The 17,496-nt window shown below is 69.8% G+C and carries 13 protein-coding genes; 7 read left to right on the top strand and 6 right to left on the bottom strand.

The genetic code is table 11. The features are described from left to right. Window positions 1-16 precede the first annotated feature (16 nt). The 4 genes from BN118_RS05010 to BN118_RS05025 are packed head-to-tail and all read right to left on the bottom strand — an operon-like array spanning window position 17 to window position 6,301. Window positions 17-1,960, bottom strand: coding sequence for a 3-hydroxyacyl-CoA dehydrogenase NAD-binding domain-containing protein (locus BN118_RS05010; protein ID WP_014905582.1), 1,944 nt, complete (start codon window positions 1,958-1,960; stop codon window positions 17-19). Beyond that, window positions 1,957-3,249 carry an acetyl-CoA C-acetyltransferase gene (locus BN118_RS05015; protein WP_014905583.1) on the bottom strand — a complete coding sequence of 431 codons (1,293 nt, stop codon included), beginning with the start codon at window positions 3,247-3,249 and terminating at the stop codon, window positions 1,957-1,959. The genes BN118_RS05010 and BN118_RS05015 overlap by 4 nt, the downstream gene beginning before the upstream one ends. Before the next feature lie 12 nt (window positions 3,250-3,261). Beyond that, window positions 3,262-5,610, bottom strand: coding sequence for an acyl-CoA dehydrogenase (locus BN118_RS05020; protein ID WP_014905584.1), 2,349 nt, complete (start codon window positions 5,608-5,610; stop codon window positions 3,262-3,264). Window positions 5,611-5,635: 25 nt separating this feature from the next. Next, entirely contained in the window at window positions 5,636-6,301 is a 666-nt protein-coding gene (locus BN118_RS05025; protein ID WP_014905585.1) for a TetR/AcrR family transcriptional regulator, read from the bottom strand. Between the two features lie 1,161 nt (window positions 6,302-7,462). On the opposite strand from BN118_RS05025, the gene BN118_RS05030 reads away from it, so the two are divergent. The 7 genes from BN118_RS05030 to BN118_RS05060 all read left to right on the top strand — a co-directional run bounded on the left by BN118_RS05030 (window position 7,463) and on the right by BN118_RS05060 (window position 15,564). Then, window positions 7,463-8,227, top strand: a complete 765-nt coding sequence (locus BN118_RS05030; RefSeq protein WP_003820186.1) for a response regulator transcription factor — start codon at window positions 7,463-7,465, stop codon at window positions 8,225-8,227. A gap of 309 nt (window positions 8,228-8,536) precedes the next feature. Next, window positions 8,537-9,193, top strand: a complete 657-nt coding sequence (locus BN118_RS05035; RefSeq protein WP_023853578.1) for a response regulator transcription factor — start codon at window positions 8,537-8,539, stop codon at window positions 9,191-9,193. A 101-nt stretch (window positions 9,194-9,294) separates the two neighbouring features. Beyond that, window positions 9,295-10,722 (top strand): phosphomannomutase/phosphoglucomutase, encoded by a 1,428-nt coding sequence (locus BN118_RS05040; protein ID WP_010930663.1) that lies wholly within the window; start codon window positions 9,295-9,297, stop codon window positions 10,720-10,722. Window positions 10,723-10,731: 9 nt separating this feature from the next. Next, window positions 10,732-12,303, top strand: a complete 1,572-nt coding sequence (locus BN118_RS05045; RefSeq protein WP_014905586.1) for a glucose-6-phosphate isomerase — start codon at window positions 10,732-10,734, stop codon at window positions 12,301-12,303. Window positions 12,304-12,485: 182 nt separating this feature from the next. Continuing rightward, window positions 12,486-13,439: a serine O-acetyltransferase EpsC gene (gene epsC / locus BN118_RS05050; protein WP_003810126.1), complete on the top strand. Its 954-nt coding sequence runs from the start codon at window positions 12,486-12,488 to the stop codon at window positions 13,437-13,439. A gap of 61 nt (window positions 13,440-13,500) precedes the next feature. Beyond that, a complete protein-coding gene (locus tag BN118_RS05055; RefSeq protein ID WP_010930666.1) occupies window positions 13,501-14,727 on the top strand; it encodes an MFS transporter in 1,227 nt (408 codons plus the stop codon). A 12-nt stretch (window positions 14,728-14,739) separates the two neighbouring features. Continuing rightward, window positions 14,740-15,564, top strand: coding sequence for an NAD-dependent protein deacetylase (locus BN118_RS05060; protein ID WP_010930667.1), 825 nt, complete (start codon window positions 14,740-14,742; stop codon window positions 15,562-15,564). Here the strand turns inward: BN118_RS05060 and BN118_RS05065 are convergent. Further along, the gene (locus BN118_RS05065; protein ID WP_005013747.1) at window positions 15,561-16,511 is read right to left on the bottom strand and encodes an IS481-like element IS481 family transposase; all 951 of its coding nucleotides are present in this window, start codon (window positions 16,509-16,511) and stop codon (window positions 15,561-15,563) included. The genes BN118_RS05060 and BN118_RS05065 overlap by 4 nt on opposite strands. Window positions 16,512-16,681: 170 nt before the next feature. After that, window positions 16,682-17,488: an inositol monophosphatase family protein gene (locus tag BN118_RS05070; RefSeq protein ID WP_014905587.1), complete on the bottom strand. Its 807-nt coding sequence runs from the start codon at window positions 17,486-17,488 to the stop codon at window positions 16,682-16,684. Between the last annotated feature and the right edge of the window lie 8 nt (window positions 17,489-17,496).

A 17,496-nucleotide genomic window follows, 5' to 3' on the forward strand; every position in this document is an offset into this window, starting at 1 on the left:
CTCTTGGTTCGCCGTGCTAAGGCCGCTGGACGGCTTCTCGTTGACTTGCGTATTGCAGCGGGCCGCCCGTGTAGGGGGCAAAGCCCGTGCCGAAAATCGCGCCAGCGTCGGCCAGGTCCGCATCGGCCACCACGCCGGCGGCGACGCACTCGCGGGCGCTGTCGATCAGGGGCTGGAGCAGGCGGTTGACCAGCCCTGGCGGTACGCCGCGCGCGGCCGGCTTGACCACCTTGCCGTCGCGCCAGGCATAAAAGCCGCGGCCGCTCTTGCGGCCCAGTTCCTTGCGCGCCAGGCGTTCGGCCAGGCAGCGCGGCGGCGCTTGCTCGCCGGTGAGCTGGGCGCCGGCGGCCGCCGCGATGTCCAGCCCGACGGTGTCGGCCAGTTCGAGCGGCCCCATCGGCATGCCGAAGGCGGCCATGGCGGCGTCGATGGCCGCCGGCGCCATGCCCTCGTCGACGCAGCGCATCGCTTCCAGCATGTAGGGCGCCAGCACTGCATTGACCAGGAAACCCGGCGCGTCGCGCACGGGCAGCGGCAGCTTGCCGATGCGGCCGACGAAGGCGCAGGCCCGCGCCAGCGCGCGCGGATCGCCGTCGGCGGCGAGCACGACTTCGACCAGCGGCATGCGCGCCACCGGGTTGAAGAAATGGATGCCGACCAGCCGCTGCGGCTGGTCGAGGACCTGGGCCAGCCCGGCCAGCGACAGGCTGGAGGTATTGGTGGCCAGCAGGGCGCCCGGTTTCAGGCGCGGTTCGAGCTGGCGGTAGAGGGCCTGCTTGGCCTGGGCGTTCTCGCTGATGGCCTCGATGACCAGGTCGGCTTGCGCCACGCCATCGCCCTGGGGGTCGGGAACCAGGCGGTCGAAGGCGGCGCGCGCGGCGCGCCGGTCCTTCAGCTTGCGGGCGAAGAAGGCGCCGGCGCGCGCCAGCGCCGGCGCGATGCGTGCCATGTCCTGGTCCTGCAGCGTGACGGTCAACCCGCGGTAGGCGCACCAGGCGGCGATATCGCCGCCCATGACGCCGGCGCCCACCACGTGCACGCGCCGCACGGGCGCGTCGACGGCGGCCTTGCCGTAGCCCTTGAGCCGTTCCTGCAGGCGGAACACGCGCAGCAGCTGGCGCGCCGTGTCCGAAGCGAGGATGCCGTCTATCAGGTCGGGCGCATGCAGGGCATTGCCGCCGTGGCGGGCCCAGATGTCGATGATGGCGCGCGGAGCGGGGTAGTGGCCCTGCGGATCCTTGGCGGCCACGCCCTGGCGCGCGCGGCGCGCCGCCAGCGCCTTGAGCGGCCAGCGGTTTAGCCAGGCCGGCAGGCCGCGCGCGCGGCGCGGCGCTCGGCCCGACAGCACGGTGGCGCGGGCGGCGGCCTGCAGCAGCCGCGGCGGCACGCGCGCGTCGACCAGGCCCAGCGTCGCGGCGCGGCGCGCGTCGACCCGGCGTCCGGTCAGCATCATGTCCAGCGCGGCCGGCGCGCCGATCAGCGCCGGCAGGCGCCGCATGCCGCCCCAGCCGGGGAAAATGCCCAGCATGGCTTCCGGCAGCCCCAGCGCGGTGTCGGCGTCGTCGGCGGCGATGCGGTAGCGGCAGGCCAGCGCCAGTTCCAGGCCGCCGCCCAGGCAGTGGCCGCGTATCAGCGCCAGCGTGGGGTACGGCGTCGCCGCCAGCCGGTTGAACAGCTGCCAGCCGCGCGCGACCAGTTCGCGCGCCTGCTGCGGCGTCTGCAGCGCGCCGAATTCGTTGATGTCGGCGCCGACGATGAAGCCGTTCTCCTTGCCCGAGAGAATGACCAGCCCCTTGGGCGGCTGGGCCTGCAGGGCGTCGAGCACCGCGGCGAGTTCGGCCATGACCTCGGCCGACAGCGAGTTTGCGGCGGCGTCGGCGCGCGCCAGCGCCAGCCATGCCAGGCCGTCGGCTTCACGGTGCAGGCGCCAGTGGGTGTAGGCCAGGTCGGGCGTGTTCATGCGCGCTCCTCGAGGTTTTCGACCAGCATGGCCCCGCCCTGGCCGCCGCCGATGCAGATGGCGGCCATGCCGTGGCGCATGCCGCGCGCCTTCAGGGCCTGCAGCAGGTGCAGCACGATGCGCGCGCCCGAGGCGCCCACCGGATGGCCCAGCGCGATGGCGCCGCCGTCCACGTTCAGGCGGTCCTGGTCCAGGCGGCCCCAGGCTCCGGTGCCGAAGTGTTCGCGGCAATAGGCCTCGTCGTCCCAGGCCGCCAGGCAGGCCAGCACCTGCGCGGCGAAGGCTTCGTTGATTTCCCACAGGTCCAGGTCGTGCAGGCCCAGGCCATGCCGCTGCATGATGGGCGTGGCCGCGTGCACCGGCCCCAGGCCCATCTGGGCCGGATCCAGGCCGGCCCACTGGCTGTCGAGGATGCGCCCCAGCGGGCGCAGCCCCCATTTGCGGACCGCGGCCTCCGAGGCCAGCAGCAGCATGGCCGCGCCGTCGGTGACCTGCGAGCTGTTGCCGGCCGTGATGTTGCCCCACGGCTTGTCGAACGCCGGGCGCAGGCGCGCCAGGCGTTGCGGGGTGGAGTCGTCGCGCACGCCATCGTCGTCGGGGTAGACGGCGCCGCGCGTATCGGCCAGCGGCACGATCTCGCCCAGCCGGCCGGCTTCGCGCGCGGTCAGCACGCGCAGATGGCTGCGCGCCGCGTAGGCGTCCATGGCGGCGCGGTCGATGCCGAAGCGGGTGGCCAGGTTCTCGGCCGTCTGTCCCATCGACAGGCCCACCACCGGATCGGTCAGGCCCTTGAGCAGGCCGATGACCGGCGCCAGGTAGCGCAGGCGCAGCGCGCCGAGCGCGCGCAGCCGGGCGCCCAGGCCGCGCGCGCCATACCAGCGCGCCAGCCACTTGACCATGTCGTCGGAGAACAGCAGCGGCGCGCGCGACAGCGCGTCGGTGCCGCCGGCCAGCACCAGGCTGCTGCGGCCCAGCTGCAGATTGGCGATGGCCGAATCGAGGGCCTGCATGCCGGAGGCGCAATTGCGCATCACCGTCCAGCCGGGCACGCGGTTGCCGCAGCCCAGCCGCAGGGCGATGACGCGGCCGATATTGACTTCGTCGGGGGAGGGCGCCGCGCAGCCGACGATGACTTCGTCCAGGTCGGTGGGGGCGAAAGGCTGGCGCAGTAGCAGGGCGCGGCCGGCCTGCACGGCCAGGTCGGCGGCCGAGAACGGTCCGGGGCCGTTGCGCGCCTTCAGGAAGGGGCTGCGCGTGCCGTCGACGATGTATACCGGTTGAAAACGCATGCCTGTCGCTCCTTATGCCGCCTGGCGTCGCGCCGCCGGCCTGAGTGCGCCGGTAATGCCGTAATCGAAGGGAAAATCGTCCACGCCGATGACGCGGTCGCGCAAGCGGTTGCGTCGTTCGATGAGGCGATAATCGTCCTCGTCGAGCACGCCGGCGGCGTGGGCGGCCTGGGCGATGTCGCGCACATTGGCGCGCGGATCGCCCTCGAGGTCGCCGGATTTCTCGGCGGCGCGGATGCGCGCCTCGAGGGGTTCGGCCGCGATCGCCGCCGCCAGGGCCTGTTCCAGCGCGCCCACCGGCTCGTTCTCATTGGCGGGGATGAAGCAGCTGGCGGTCAGGCGGTCGCGCGCCGCGCCGGGGGCGATCAGCAACTGCGCCACCGCCTGGCCCAGCCTGTCGTCCGGCTCGGCCTGGGGATGTCCCCATGGGAAGATGATACGTCGCATCGTCCAGGCCACCAACCGGTTGGGCAGATTGTCCAGCACGCCTTCGAAGGCCTGCTGCAGCCGGTACAGCGCGTCGCGCACGGCCCAATGCGCCAGGGGCTCGTCCTCGGCCTGGCGGCCGTCGTCCTCGAAACGCTTGAGCGCCGCGCTGGCCAGGTACATCTGCGCCAGGATGTCGCCCAGCCGCGCCGACAGCCGCTCGCGCCGCTTCAGGCTGCCGCCCAGCGCCAGCATGCAGGCGTCGGCCAGCAGCGCGAAGGCGCTGCTGTAGCGCGACAGCGCGCGATAGTAGGCGTGCATCGAAGGCGCCGCCGCGCGCGGGGCGCGGCCCAGCCGCGCGCCGCTCAGCGCGCCGCCCAGCGCCCGCAGCGCGTTGCCGGCCACGTGGCGGGCATGGCCCCACAGCGCGCGGTCGAATTCGCGCAGGCCGCGCGCGGCGTCGGGGTCCTGCGCCGCGCGCATTTCGGCCAGCACGTAGGGATGGCAGCGGATCGCGCCCTGGCCGAAGATGATCAGGCTGCGCGTGAGAATGTTGGCGCCTTCCACCGTGATGCCGATCGGCAGTTGCTGGTAGGCGCGGCCCAGGAAGTTCGACGGACCCAGGCAGATGCCCTTGCCGCCGATGATATCCATGCCGTCGTTGACCACCTGGCGGGCGCGTTCGGTGACGTGGTATTTGACGATGGCCGATGCCACGGCGGGCTTTTCGCCCAGGTCCACGGCGCCGGCCGTCATGACGCGCGCCGCGTCCATCAGGTAGGAGTGGCCGCCGATGCGCGCCAGCGCCTCCTCCACGCCTTCGAATCTGCCCACCGGCATGCGGAACTGGCTGCGCACCCGCGCATAGGCGCCCACGGCGCGCGCGGTCAGCTGGGCCATGCCTGCGTTGGACGACGGCAGCGAGATCGAGCGGCCCGCCGCCAGGCATTCCATCAGCATGCGCCAGCCCTGGCCGGCCATGGCCGGCCCGCCGATGATGAATTCCAGCGGCATGAATACGTCCGTGCCGCGGGTGGGGCCGTTCATGAACATCGCGTTGAGCGGAAAATGGCGCCGGCCGGTGTCGACGCCGGGATGATCGTGCGGCACCAGTGCGCAGGTGATGCCGAGATCCTTGCGCCCGCCCAGCAGGCCGTCCGGGTCGTACAGGCGAAACGCCAGCCCCAGCAGCGTGCAGACGGGCGCCAGCGTGATGTAGCGCTTGTCCCAGGTGACGCGCATGCCCAGGACTTCCTGGCCTTGCCACTGGCCCTTGCAGACCGTGCCGTGGTCGGGAATGGCGGCCGCGTCCGAGCCGGCCCACGGGCTGGTGAGCGCGAAGGCCGGTATTTCCTCGCCGCGCGCCAGGCGCGGCAGGTAGTGGCGCTTCTGCGCCTCGGTGCCGTAGTGCAGCAACAGTTCGGCCGGCCCTAGCGAGTTGGGCACCATGACCGACACCGCCAGCGCCGACGAGCGCGTCGACAGCTTGGTGACGATCGCCGAATGCGCATGGGCGCAGAAGCCCAGGCCGCCGTATTCCTTCGGAATGATCATGCCCAGGAAACCCTGTTCCCTGATGTAGGCCCATACCTGCGGCGGCAGATCGAAACGCTCGTGGGTGATCTGCCAGTCATCGACCAGGCGGCACGCCTGTTCGGTCTCGTGGTCGAGAAAGCGCTGTTCGGCCGCGCTCAGGACCGGACGCGGACAGTCCAGCAGCTTGCGCCAATCCGGGCGGCCGCCGAACAATTCGCCTTCCCACCACACGGTGCCGGCCTCCAGGGCCTCGCGTTCCGTGTCGGACATGGCGGGCAGCACCTTGCGGTAGGCCGCCAGGATGGGGCGGCTCAGCAGGGCGCGCCGCAGCGGTCCGATGCCCAGCAGCGCCGCGGCCAGCAGCGCCGCGCCCGACAACACGACCAGTACAGCGTTCATGCTCCAGCCTCCGCAAGAAATGGGCCTAAGGCAATTCGGGCAGGGGCGCCCGCAGCCCGCCCAGCAGGAAGCTGAGCAGGCGGGGCAGCAGCCAATGCGGGTTGTCGGGCGGTTCGGCCTGGTCGAATGTCCAGCCGGTCACGAAACGCAGGGTGTCGGTGCCCATGATGGCGTACGAGGTGGCGCCCAGCATGAACTGGAAGCGCCACATGATTTCGGCGCGCGGCACGCCCGGCAGCGCTGCGAACAGCGCGTTCTTGTAGCGCTCCATGACGTCGGCGTACTCCTCGGCGAACAGCGTCCGGATGAAGCCGCTGGGGTCGGTCATGGTGCGTTCGAGCAGGGGCAGGAAGGACTTGCCCGCGTGGTCGGGGCTGGCGGCCAGGCGCAGCAGGGTGCCGAAGAAGGCATCGACGATCTGCGACGGCTTGAGCGGGGCGCCGCCGGCGGCGGCCTCGAGTTCGTCGAGCAGGCGCAGGCGTTCGCGGTTGACCTCCTCCAGCCTGCGCTTGAGCACGGCCTGGACCAGCGCCTCCTTGGAGCCGAAGTGGTAATTGACCGCCGCCAGGTTGACGCCTGCCGCGCTGGTGATCTGCCGCATCGACGTGCCGTCGTGGCCTTGTTGCGCGAACAGCTGCTCGGCGGTTTCGAGAATGATCTCGCGCGTGGAAGTGGATTTCAGTTCGTTCATGGCGCCCTGATTCATACGTTCGTTTGAATTGATTATAGGGAGCGGAACGCGGCAAAAGGCCTAGAGGCTATCCCGGATAGGGTAGACCCTAGGAATGGCCATGGACGAGGGAAGGGGCGGGCGCGGCTGATGCCGGCGGCAGTAGCCGGAAATAATATTTTTGCAACGCAACATCGGTATGAGGCAAATACTGTTTCAACCCTCTATTTATGAGACCCCTGTCTCTCGCGGCGCGGAATTGTTTTGTAATTATTTTGTATACAAGGATCGGAAACCCATATCGTCGACCTGGCCGGCGTACACCATTTTATTATCTCGCCCAGCGCGCCGCGCCACCCCGGAAAGCCAGGCTGCGCCTGGGGCAGATGCACCGGCCTGGCCAGGAAGGACACCGGTTGTATACCAAGGCGGTAGTCCGCGCGACGAAAAAGAACGGATTTATTTTCTGCAACCGGGAAGTCATTTTTATATCCGAGGCAATAATCATGGCGCGCATTTCCGGTAAATCGGAAGGCCGTGGCGACAGGAGAAACGGCCGGTAAATTCGGCACACGAGGTGTGTCCGGACCACGCCGGCCGGCGGCCGCGGGCGCCGAGTTCGCCAAGGGGATTCCCTCGCCAGCAGGGGGTTGGCGGGCCGTGCCGGCCGGCCGGCGTAATGCCTGGAATACTGCCTGGAGGGCTACGGTTTTTTTATAACAAAGTTATTTGCCTGATCTGGCTTGAATAAGCGCATGATATCTTTTGGCGAGTACGGAAATATATTTCTTATTATTTCTGCGGATTGCGCTGTTTCTCTCCCGCCAAGACGGGCCGTGCGCGGGCCCATGACCCATAAAGGGAATAGAATCGTTGCTCCATGCGGCTTTCCAGGCGGTGTGGAGGCTTTCTTCGAGATGTGGAAAGGATGGGATGAGGGCTGCGATCAGGGTCGACCCTAGTGTTTAGTTCTTCCGGACGACATGGTTTTTCTGGGATTAATTCGGCGTAAGCCTGCTTGCTTTTACCAAATCCGACAAATATTATGATTTCATGCCATTTGCCGAATGGCTGGCGGAAGTAAGCCGGTTGAAGTAGAGAGTGTGCATCATTGGTGCGATGCAATATTCGGGGTCGGCGGCAGATGGCAGGGCAGCCTTCAGTGCAGCGAAGGTTCCGTTCATGTGGAAGAACAAGAGTGAGGAAACCATGGCCAAAATGGTACTCATTGAAGCGCACCCACTGTTGCGACTCGGTCTTTGGCAAATCCTGAGCGAGCTCGACGACATTTGGGAAATACAGGGAATGGGGGTGGCGGATCTGTCCAAGGCGGACGCCACGCAGTCGGAGGCCGACTTGCTGATATACGGCCTGCCAACCGACCCGGACCTGGCAGTGGGTGCGCTGAGTGAAATCCAGAGTGTGCTGTCGCCCAAGCGGATCCTGTTGCTGAGCGACACCATGCCTTTGCCGATTCCAATGCAGGCGCTGCCGGTCAATGCGGTCTGCGGCTGCCTGCCCAAAACCGCGCCGGTGGAGGTGCTTGAAGCGGCCATCCGCCTGGTGATGGCGGGCGGCCAGTGCTTCCCCGGCGAGCAGGCCCTGCAGCCTGCCATCGCGGCGGGCTATCCCTCGGCCATGCGCGTCACCAATGACGGCGTCAAACCCACCATGCCGATCTCGACCGGCGCCCAGTTGCTGCAGATCACGCCGCGCCAGTACGAGGTGCTGGTGCTGCTGGCGCGAGGCTACCCGATCAAGACAGTCAGCCGCATGCTCAATATTTCCGTGGCGACCGCCAAGACCCATGCATGCACGCTGTATCAGCGCCTGCATGTGAAGAACAAGGGCGAGGCGGTCTATACGGCGTTGCAGCGCGGGGCGACGCTGGAGTGGGCCGAGGCCGGCGCGCGCGAAGTCGAGCGACCGACCTATGTCTGCCGCTAGGGTAGGCGCGCCGGCCGCCGTCACGCGAGTGGCTGTCGACCGGTAGCCATCCTCCCGGCCAAAAGATAGGGCTCATTCATTCTCCTGAAGGAGAGGCATGCATGGTTGCCGCTGATAGCATGAATCTCATCTGCATACACACGCCTGCGTGGCCCCGGCAGCGGGGTGCCACGCGTGGCGCGGGTGACAGATGGAGATTCCCGCGCAAGCGCCCGCAGGCCGTCGGCCTCGACCATGCATACGTCGTATCGCAGGTGCGCATGGGCATGCGCGGGTCCAACCCGGACTCGCCGCTAAAGGCCCGTGCGCATGACGACCGTTCTCATCGAAGACTATGCGTTGTTGCGAATCGCCATCCAGCACGTGCTGGAGCATGGGCGCGGCGCCGGACAGGTACGGGCGCTCGCGTCCGCCGAACTGGAGGCCGTGGCGAGCAGCGTCGAGCGGCCGCCGGAACTGGCGATCCTGGGCTGTTCGGGCGTGAGCGAGCACGACCAGCTGATGCTCACGCGCGTTATCGCGACGCTGGCGCCGCGCAACATGCTGCTGCTGTACCTCGAACTCGATCTGGCGGTGCTCACGGCGGCCGCGCGCGCCGGCGTGGCGGGCTATGTGGCCAAGTCGCTCAGCCCCGACGCGCTGGGCGCGGCGATCAGCCTGGTGATGGCCGGCGGCCAATGCTACCCGCTGCCGGTGCAGGCCAGCGCGACGCCGGTGCGCGGCGCCATGCAGCTGACCCAGCGGCAGGAACAGATACTGCGCTTGATGGTGCAAGGCAAGACCATGCGCGAGATCAGCCGCGAGGTCGGCACGTCCGTGGCCACCGTCAAGAGCCATGCGCGCACGCTGTACTGGAAGCTGAACGCGCGCAACCAGGCCGCGGCCGCCTATGCCGCCGTCAGCCTGGGGCTGGTGCCAGGCCTGCGCGAGGACAAGGATACCGGCCCGGCGGATCCGCCGGCGTAGTCCGTCTGCCGGAGAGGCGGGGACGGCAAAACACGGTGCAATGCGGCTACCGCCGCTGGCGCGCCTGAACCGGCGACGGCCATTATTCGCGCGAAATCTTTATGGATACGCCCACCATGCACGGATCTTTCGACTGGGACGGCTCGCGAACCGGCGCCGGGGTCTTCGGGCCCTACGATATCCGCGGCCGCACAGGCGAGGAGATCGATGCCGGATTCGCCCACGCGCTCGGCCTGACGCTCGGACGGCGCGCCGTGGCCACGCATGCGGGCGCGGTGGTGGTCGGGCGCGACGCCACGTTGAGCAGCGTCGCGCTGGCGGCGGCGCTGCAGGCGGGCATACGCGCCGCCGGCACGCACGTCATCGACATCGGGCGGGTCACCACGCCCATGATGTACTACGCCACCCGCCTGACCGAGACCGGCGCGGGCGTGGCCGTGACAGGCCGGCGCGACGGGCAGGCCCACAGCAGTTTCAAGATCATGATGCATGGCGCCGCGCTGTACGGCGCCGGACTGGGCGAGTTGCGCGAGGCCATGATCGAGGCCGACGGCGCCGTCGACGCGGCCGAGTCGCCGGGCGCGCGCCGGCAGCTGGCCGTGCTGCCCTGCTATCAGGCGCGGTTGTTGTCCGACATCCGGCTGCGCCGCCCGCTCAAGGTGGCGCTGGACTGCGGCCACGGCGTCACCAGCCTGTATGCGCCGGACCTGCTGCGCGAGCTGGGCTGCGAGGTGACGGCGCTGTTCGCCGACGGCGACCCGGGGCCGGCCGACCATCCCGCCAACCCGGGCGACCCGCGCAACCTGCAGGACCTGATCTATTGCCTGCGCTATTCGGACTGCGAAGTGGGCCTGGCGTTCGACGGCGACGGCGACCGCCTGGCGGTGGTGTCCAAGAGCGGCGAAATCATCTGGGCCGATCGGCTGCTGGTGCTGCTGGCGCGCGACGTGTTGGCGCGGCGCCCGGGCGCATCGGTGATCTACGACGTCAAGTGCGGCCGCCTGGCCCCGCGCGGCATCGAGCAGGCGGGCGGCGAGCCGCTGATCTGGAAATCCGGGCCGGGGCAGATCAAGGCGCGCATGCAGGAGACCGGCGCGCTGCTGGCCGGCGAAATGAGCGGGCGCCTGTATTTCAAGGACCGCTGGTACGGCTTCGACGATGCGATCTATGCGGCCGCGCGCGTGCTGGAGCTGCTCTCGGGCGTGGCCGATGCGACGGCGTTGCTGACGCAGGCGCCGGCGTCGTTCACGGCGCCCGAGACGCGGGTGGCGCTGCCCGAGGCGGACCTGCAGGCCATCCTGGCGGCCATGCAGGTGCGCGGCGGCTTCCCTGGCGCGCGGCGCATCACGTACCTGGACGGCGTGCGCGTGGACTACGACGACGGCTTCGGCCTGGTCCGCCAGGCATGCGGCGCCGCGGTCCTGGCGCTGCGCTTCGAAGGCGACACGGCCGCCGCGCTGGCGCGCATCCAGGCCGAGTTCCGGCGCGAACTGGCGCGCATCGCGTCGCATCTGTCCATTACCTTCTGAGAGGCTCGCATGCCGGAAAACGCCCAACCCCATGCAGTCATCCCTGCCGCGGACCTCCAGCTTTCGGCGCAAAGCCCGCAGTGGCGCGTGTTCGCCGCGGCGGCGGCCGGCGCGCCGCTGGTGGCGCGCCCGCAGCGCGTCATCGAGGCGGCGGGCATTTATGTGGACCTGAGCATGCAACGCCACAGCAGCGCGCTGGCCCAGGCCGGCCTGGCGCTGCTGCAGGCGCGCGACGTGCTGGGCGCGCGCGCCGCGTTGTTCGCGCCGGGCGCCCAGGATGCCGCGCATGGCCGCTATCCGGTGCTGCGCGCGGGCTACGGCGCCCATCCGGAAGAGCAGTGCGACATCGAGGTCGAGATCGAATACGCGCGCATGCTGGAGTTCGTGCGCGAACTCGATCGCGGCGGCGCCTACCCAGCGGTGCTGTATCTCGGCGGGGGGGCGGGGCAATGGGCCTTGCGGCTGGCGCTGCAGGCCTTCGGCGGGCCGGCGCAGCGCCGCCAGTTGCGCCTGGTCAGCGGCGGCGACGCAGCGGCGCTGCACGAGGCGCTGGCGGGGCTGGACCCGCGCCGTACCCTGGTGGTGGCGGCCAGCCGCGGTTTCGAACCGTCCGAGACGCTGGACAACGCGCGCGCGGCCATAGACTGGCTGCGCCGCGCCGGTATCGACGATGTCTCGGCGCACCTGGTGGCCGTCACCGGCAACGAGTCGGCGGCGCGCGCGCTGGGCGTGGCGGCCGCGCGGGTCTTCCGCTTGCCGTCCTGGCTGCAGCCGCGCCACGAGCTCTGGTCGGTGGGCGCGCTGCCGGTGGCGCTGGCGCTCGGCGTCGACATGCTCAAGGCGCTGCGCAGCGGCGCCGCCGCCATGGACCAGCATTTCCTGCAGGCCGCGCCGGCGGTCAACGCGCCGATGCAGATGGCGCTGGCCGCGGTGGCCAACACCAGCGCCATGCACTGGCCGACCCACGCGCTGGCGGTGTACAGCGCCCGCCTGGCGGCGCTGCCGGCTTGCGTGCAGCAGCTGGAAATGACCTTGGCGGGCCGCGCGCCGGCCAGCCTGCCCGCCTATCCCGTGGTCTGGAGCCCGGCCGGCGCGCCCGGACCGGGCGCGTTCTTCGAGTGGCTGCATCGGGCGCCGGCCGGCGCTCCGGTGGATTTCATCGCCGGCCTGGACGAATACCCGGCCAGCCCGCCGGCCCACCGCGCCCTGCTGGCCAATTGCCTGGCGCAGCGCGAGGCGCTGCTGCGCGGCCTGCCCGCCGGGCCGGGCCAGCCGGCTGCCGGCGGCGGCCGGCCTTCGACGCTGGTCGTGCTCAGGCAGGTCGACCCGCGCGCCGTCGGGGCCTTGCTGGCGCTGTACGAGCACAAGGCGTTCGTGCAGGCGGCGCTGTGGGGCGCCGCCCTGGGCGGCGCCGACGAGGCCCAGGCCTGTCAGCGGCTGGCGCAGGACATCGCACGCCAATTGGCGGTGCCGCCGGAGGCCGGGCCGGTCGACTGGGGCCACGATTCGTCCACGGCGTTCTGGATCGACCGCTATCGCGAGCAGGGCGGCGCGGGCGCGGCGGCCGGCCGCACGGCATAGCCGGCCCTAAACCCTGTTGGCGTATCGGCCGCCGCGCGCAAACGACGGCGAGCGGTTACAGTTGATGCAACGGCGGCGCCGGGCGGCGCCGCGCGGCATCATCAACGAGGCTACGCCATGTTTCATCTGTTCTGTGTGACGGCCCCGGCGGCCGTCCTCACCGCCACGCCGGAGTCGCGCGCATGAGCGGTTCTTCCCATTATCCCGTCGCCAACTGGAACCTCGACGGCATCGTCTCCGGCCTGCGCGGCGCGCGCCAGGAGTGGCGCGGCCCGCGCGGCCGCCTGCGCGAGGAGTCCGAGTCGGGCGTGCGCGAGTTTCCTTCCCAGGAAAGCCTGCGCGACATCATGCGGCAACTGTTCGGCGCGCTGTTTCCCATGCGCCTGGGCCCCATCGACCTGCGCGAAGAGGTCGAGGATTTCTACGTCGGCCACACCATCGGCGCCGCGCTGGACGCGCTGCTGCACCAGGTCTGCCTGGAGCTGCAGCACCTCGGACGCGACGATCCGCAACCCTACGGACAGGTGCTCGAGCGCGCGGTCGACATCGTGCGCCGCTTCGGCGCCGAGTTGCCGGCGGTGCGCAAGGCGCTGGACCTGGACGTCACGGCCGCCTACCAGGGCGACCCGGCCGCGCGCAGCGTCGACGAAGTGCTGCTGTGCTATCCGGGCGTGACCGCCATGATCCACCACCGCCTGGCCAATGTGCTGTACCGGCTGGGCGCGCCGATGCTGGCGCGCATCGTCGCCGAGATCGCCCATTCCGACACCGGCATCGACATCCATCCGGGCGCGACCATCGGGCGCAGTTTCTTCATCGATCACGGCACGGGCGTGGTGATCGGCGAAACGGCCATCATCGGCGAGCGCGTGCGGCTCTACCAGATGGTCACGCTGGGCGCCAAGCGCTTTCCGCCGGGCGAGAACGGCGAACTCAAGAAAGGCCTGCCGCGCCATCCCATCATCGAGGACGACGTGGTCATCTACGCCGGCGCGACCATCCTGGGCCGCATCACCATCGGCCAGGGCTCGACCATCGGCGGCAATGTCTGGCTCACGCACAGCGTGCCGCCGAACAGCACCGTGACGCAGGCCGGCGCGATCAACGACATGCCCGACTGCGGCCTGGGCGGCTGAGGGCGCAACCATCCCGCTTGCCCGGCCCCGGCGGCCGGGCGCGCTTTCCGGAGCAGGCGCAATGAAATCGGATTCTCACCCCGTCAATCCGGCGCCGCCGCTGTGGCCCATCATCCTGGCCGCCGGCATCGTGCTCGGGCTGTCGCTGGGCCAGCGGCACAGTGTCGGCCTGTACCAGCTGCCGCTGGTGCAGTCGTTCGGGCTGACGCGCGAAACCTTCTCGTTCGCCATCGCCATCCAGAACATCGTCTGGGGCCTGGCGCAGCCGTTCTCCGGCTACCTGGCCGACCGCTACGGCACGGCCCGCGTGGTGGCCGGCGGCGCCTTGCTGTACGTGGCGGGCTTGCTGCTGACCACGGTGTCGGACGGACGGCTCAGCCTGACCCTGTCGGCCGGCGTGCTGGTCGGGTTGGGCCTGGCGGGCACGGCCTGGACGGTCAACGGCGTGGTGGGCCGCAGGGCGCCGGCCGCGCGCCGCTCGGCGGCGCTGGGCGCGGTCTCGGCCATGGGCGCGCTGGGGCAGTTCGTGATGCTGCCCCTGGGCATGTACCTGATCGGCGCCTTCGGCTGGCAAGGGGCGCTCGGGCTGTGCGCGGCGGTGCTGGCCTGCATGGCGCCGCTGGCCTGGCTGCTGCGCGAGGCGCCGCGCCAGCCTTCGGCCGCGCCGGCCGCGCCGGCCACCCAGTCCGGCGGCGGCGTGCGCGCGGCCCTGGGCAACCGCGACCTCTGGCTGCTATGGCTGGGTTTCATGGCTTGCGGGTTCCACCTGGCATTCATCGCCACCCATCTGCCCGCCTATCTGGCCGACAAGGGCATAGGCGGCGGCACGGCGGCGCTGGCGCTGGGGCTGGTCGGCCTGTTCAATATCGCCGGTACGTTCTTCTTCGGCCTGATGGGCGAGCGCTATCCCAAGAAATACGTGCTGGCGTTTCTCTACCTGGTGCGCACCGCGGTGATCACGGTGTATTTCCTGGCGCCGGTCAGCCAGTTCTCCACTTTGCTGTTCGCCAGCGCGATGGGTTTCCTGTGGCTGGGCACCGCGCCGGTGACGACCGGCCTGGTGGCGCAGCTGTTCGGCCTGGGCACGCTTTCCACGCTGTTCGGCGTGGTGTTCCTCGGGCACCAGGTCGGTAGTTTCCTGGGCGTGTGGCTGGGCGGCGTGATCTTCGACCTGTCGGGCTCGTACGATGCGGTGTGGCTGCTGTCCATCGCCATCGGCCTGTTCTCGGCCGCCATGCACCTGCCGGTGCGCGAGCCGGCGCGCCGGCTCGCGGCCGCGGCGCCGTGACGGGGCGCGCGCGTGGATAGCCGCATGTCCGACCTGCAGGCGCTGCGGGGGTTCCTGGGCGGCAGCGAACGCCTGTTCGTCCTGACCGGCGCCGGCTGCAGCACTGCCTCCGGCATTCCCGACTACCGCGACGGGCAGGGGCAGTGGAAGCGCAAGCCGCCGATCGACTTCCAGGCGTTCATGGGCGGGCAGCCCGCGCGGGCGCGCTATTGGGCGCGCAGCATGGTGGGCTGGCGTCATTTCGGCCAGGCCCGCCCCAATGCCGCGCACCATGCGCTGGCGCGCCTGGCGCAGCGCGGCCAGGTCGACCTGCTGGTCACGCAGAACGTCGACCGGCTGCACCAGGCCGCCGGCGGCCGCGAAGTGCTGGACCTGCACGGCAGGCTGGACGAAGTGCGTTGCATGCAGTGCGACTGGCGCGGGCCGCGCGGGCCATGGCAGCACACGCTGGAACTGGCCAACCCGCAATGGGCGGCGCTGCAGGCCGGCGCGGCGCCCGACGGCAACGCCGACCTGGAGGGGCAGGACTTTTCCCGGTTCGTCGTGCCGTCCTGTCCGCGGTGCGGCGGCATCGTCAAGCCCGATGTGGTGTTCTTCGGCGAGACCGTGCCGCGCGAGCGGGTGCAGCGCGCCTACGCCGCGCTGGAGCATGCCGACGCCGTGCTGGTGGTCGGCTCGTCCCTGATGCTGTATTCGGGCTATCGCTTCGTGCAGGCCGCCGCCCGCGCCGGCCTGCCCATCGCCGCGATCAACCTGGGCCGCACCCGCGCCGACGACATGCTCGCCCTGAAAGTCAGCCGGCCCTGCGACGAGGTGCTGGCCGAGGTCGTGCCCTAGGTGTGAACTGTCAATAGGTTGTATTCGTCCAGGTTGAGTCTGGAGATGGGTACAGCGCGCCCGATGCCTTGGTGGGGTCGATGCCAGTTGTAGTGGTGTAGCCAGGATTTCATGGCATCGGCTCGGTGTTGGGAGTTCTGGTAGGTGTGAGCGTAAGCCCACTCACGCAAGGCCGACTGGATGAAGCGTTCGGCCTTGCCATTGGTCTGTGGGCGGTAAGGTCGGGTAAAGCGGTGCTTGATGCCCAGCTCATGGCACAGCGCGGCGAAGGCGCGGCTGCGAAAGGCCGAGCCATTGTCGGTGAGCAAGCGCTGGATGGTCACGCCCAGGCGCTGGTAGTAGGCCACTGCGTCCTTGAGGAACTGGACGGCGCTGGGGAAGCGCTCGTCGGGGTGGATGTCGGTGAAGGCCACGCGGGCGTGGTCATCGATGGCCACGAAGACGAAGTCCCAGCCGGCCCCCTCAACGGTATCGCGTCGGTTGCCCGTGACCCGGTGGCCAGGGCGCTGGATACGTCCCAGCTTCTTGATGTCGATGTGCAGCAGATCGCCGGGGGCCTGATGCTCGTAGCGCACCACCGGCTCGGCCGGCTCCAGGTCGGCCAGGTGCGACAGACCGGCGCGGGCCAGGACGCGGCTGACGGTGCTGGCTGACACGCCCAGCGCCTGGGCGATGCGCGCTTGGGTCAGCCGCTTGCGGCGCAGCTCCACGATAGCCAGCGCCTTGGCCGGCGCAATCGCTCGGGGCGAGACCGTCGGGCGCGAGGACGCATCGGCCAAGCCCGCCTGGCCCTGAGCCAGGAAGCGGCCCAGCCATTTGCGCACAGTCGGCGCGGTGACCCCATAGGCGCGGGCCGCTTCAGGCACACAAACTTGATGGGCGATCAATTGCTGGACCATTTCGAGTCGACGTAGGAAGGTCAATCGGGCATGCTTATGGGTGTTCATCCGGCCGGGCTCCTTGAGTGAACTGGGGGATCGGCGATTTCCAGTTTCTCAAATCCGGTTCGGATGAACCATGCATACAACCTATTGAATCTTCACACCTAGGGTGCCTGTCCCTGCGGGGACAGGCACCCTTGCCGCAGGTGTCGTTCCCCGGGCGCCTTGGCGGCGGGTTACACCGCCAGCGGCACCGCGTCGCCCAGCAGCGCCTGGTGGGCGGCGTGCCAGGTGCCGCCGTCGGGCGCGTACAGCAGGCCGCCGGAGCGGTGGGTGGGCTTGTACGGCGAGCCGTCGAAGTGCGCGCTGTAGCCGCCGGCTTCGCGGTGCAGCAGCCAGCCCGCGGCGTGGTCCCAGGGCGTCAGCTTGTTGTAGAGCAGCACATGGCAATGGCCCGAGGCGGCCAGGCGCGCCTGGTTGGCGGTGACCTGTTCGCGCAGGCCGTCGGGCAGGTTGGAGGTGGAGATCATGCCGTCCATCTCATTGGCCGGGGCCGCGCCGGCTACGTGCAACGCCTGTTGCGTGCCGTCCTCGTAGTTGATCCAGGCGCCTTCGCCGCGCACGGCCAGCGCCGCGTCGTGGCCGATGGGGTCGTAGATCACGCCGGCCAGCACGTCGCCGCGATGGCACACGGCGACCATCATGCCGAACAAGGGCAGGCCGGCCACGTAGTTGCGGGTGCCGTCGATGGGGTCGATGAGAAAGGCCAGGTCGGCATCGACCAGCATGTTGAGCAGCGCCGGGTTGCGCGCCGAGGCTTCCTCGCCGATCAGCACCGCGCCCGGATACAGCTTGCCCAGGCGCGCGGCGATATGGCGCTCGGCCTCTTCGTCGGCGATGGTGACCAGATCGCGCGGCGAACTCTTGCCGCGCACCGCGTCCTCGGTCAGGTGGCGAAAGCGCGGCAGGACTTCGGAACGGGCGGCTTCGGCAAGCAGGGCGGCGATGCGGCGCGTTTCGTCGCGCGAGAATGTCCGGTTCATGGAATGGG

The sequence above is a fragment of the Bordetella pertussis 18323 genome, assembly GCF_000306945.1.
GTDB classification, from domain to species: Bacteria; Pseudomonadota; Gammaproteobacteria; order Burkholderiales; family Burkholderiaceae_B; genus Bordetella; species Bordetella pertussis.